Origin of the sequence: Streptomyces sp. NPDC005181 (genome assembly GCF_040608395.1) — a bacterium.
Lineage (GTDB): Bacteria > Actinomycetota > Actinomycetes > Streptomycetales > Streptomycetaceae > Streptomyces.
In genome coordinates, this window is record NZ_JBEXID010000232.1 from 1 (window position 1) to 1,929 (window position 1,929).

Sequence of the window (1,929 nt, forward strand, 5' to 3'; positions counted from 1 at the left end):
ACGGACCTCTTCCATCTCCTCAGGAGTCACACCTGAAAGAAGATCACAATCTATCCGACGAGGAGCACTTGGGGTACCTAACAAAGCCCTACTAGCGAAGGGGCCGGAAACCTGCGCGAAGCTCTTCTGTAAAGAGTTTCGGCTGTTCCCAGGCCGCGAAGTGCCCGCCCTTTTCGAGCTTGTTGTAGTGGATGAGGTTGGGGTAGGCCTTCTGTGCCCAGCTCATCGGGGCTTGGAAGTTTTCGTCGGGGAAGGCGCTCACGGCAACCGGGATGGAGACGCCATTGGGGATGAGGGAGTATTTGTTCTCCCAGTACAGACGAGCGGAAGAAACCGCCGTGTTCGTCAGCCAGTAGAGCGTGATGTTGTCGAGGACGTCGTCCCGTGTCAGGCCTTCGCGGTGTCCGGCGAAGACCCGGGAGATCAGTTCCAGGCTGCGCCCATCGTGGTCGAGCATGAAGGCCGCCAGGCCGACGGGCGAGTCCGTCAGTCCGGTCAGCGTCTCCGGGCGCGACCCCATGATGCGGGCGTAGGCGAGGTGCTTGTAGGTGAATTGCAGCTGCTCGTACGCGTGCTTTTCTTCGTCTGAGAGGCCGGGGGGCACCGGGCTGCCCGTCGCGAGCGCCTTGGCGATGGCGGGCGGAACCACACCAGGCAAGTTGGTGTGGATGCCGAGCAGCCCCGCGGGTTCCTGCACACCCATGCGATCCACGATGAGCGCACCCCAGTCGCCGCCCTGCGCCGCATACTTCGTGTATCCCAGGCGCTTCATCAGCTCTATCCAGGCACCGGCGATGCGGTCGGGGCCCCAGCCGGTCGTGGTCGGCTTGCCCGAGAACCCGTAGCCGGGCAGCGACGGAATCACCACATGGAAGGCATCCGATGCCTTGCCGCCGTGTGCGGTGGGGTTGGTGAGCGGTTCGATGATCTTCAGCTGCTCGATGATCGAACCGGGCCATCCATGGGTGACGATGAGCGGCAGAGCGTTCTTGTGCTTCGAGCGGACGTGGATGAAGTGGATGTCCAGCCCGTCGATCTCGGTGATGAACTGCGGCAGGGAGTTCAGCCTCGTCTCGACCTTGCGCCAGTCGTACTCCGAGGCCCAGTAGCGCGCGAGCTCCTGCATCGTCTCAAGCGGCACGCCCTGCGAGTGATCCGCGACGGTCTCGTGCTCGGGCCAGCGCGTGGACACGATGCGCCGGCGGAGATCGACCAGTTCCCTCTCCGGGAAATGGACACGGAAGGGACGGATACTCCCGCCCGCTGCCGGATGGAGGCCTGCTCCCCTTTCGGCCGCTGCAGCCGACTGGGCGGGGAACAGGCTGAAGGATCCCGCCACCGCTGCGGCCGTCGCAGCGGCCGAGGTGGAAAGAAAAGCCCGTCGAGAGTGCGGCGGAAGTACTTCAGACATAGTGAATCTCCAAGGATTGTTCGAATTTCGCCGTACAAGGGCCGGTGCGCGGATGTACGGCTGCCGGTCCGATTCGGTCGTGTTATCCACGTTAAACCCTAAATTTAAATTTGCAAGTCAGGAGAGTCGTGGCGGCCCGCAAGACTTCCACCTGGGCTGAGAGCCTGTCGGGTGGCTGATCATGGGTGAAGCGTGACGGTCGCGATCTGCCCTCCGGGCATGGCGACGGCCCCGGAATGATCACGTGGTGTGCTTACCGCGTGGGGTCCAGTGCGTAGCGGATTCCTGCCGCGGAGAGGTGGAGTTGCTGTCCGTGTCGGATGGTGATGAGGGGGAGGAGCGGGTTGTCGGGGGCGCGGTCGTTGAGTTGTCCGTGGATGCCGGCTGCGTGTATGAGGGGGCGTGTCCAGGTGGGGAGAGGTTACGGCCTTGGGGGAAATTGATGTCTGGGCGTGCTGGCCTGGCGGTTCGGCTGGTGGGTGATCAGCAGGCGGTGCCGCGGACGAGGACGAGTTCGG

At 63.6% G+C, this 1,929-nt stretch carries 1 protein-coding gene; it reads right to left on the bottom strand.

All coding sequences use genetic code 11. The annotated features are described in order from the left end of the window. Nucleotides 1-91: 91 nt before the first annotated feature. Nucleotides 92-1,339 (bottom strand): epoxide hydrolase, encoded by a 1,248-nt coding sequence (locus tag ABZV38_RS40255; protein WP_356333907.1) that lies wholly within the window; start codon nucleotides 1,337-1,339, stop codon nucleotides 92-94. Nucleotides 1,340-1,929: the final 590 nt, after the last annotated feature.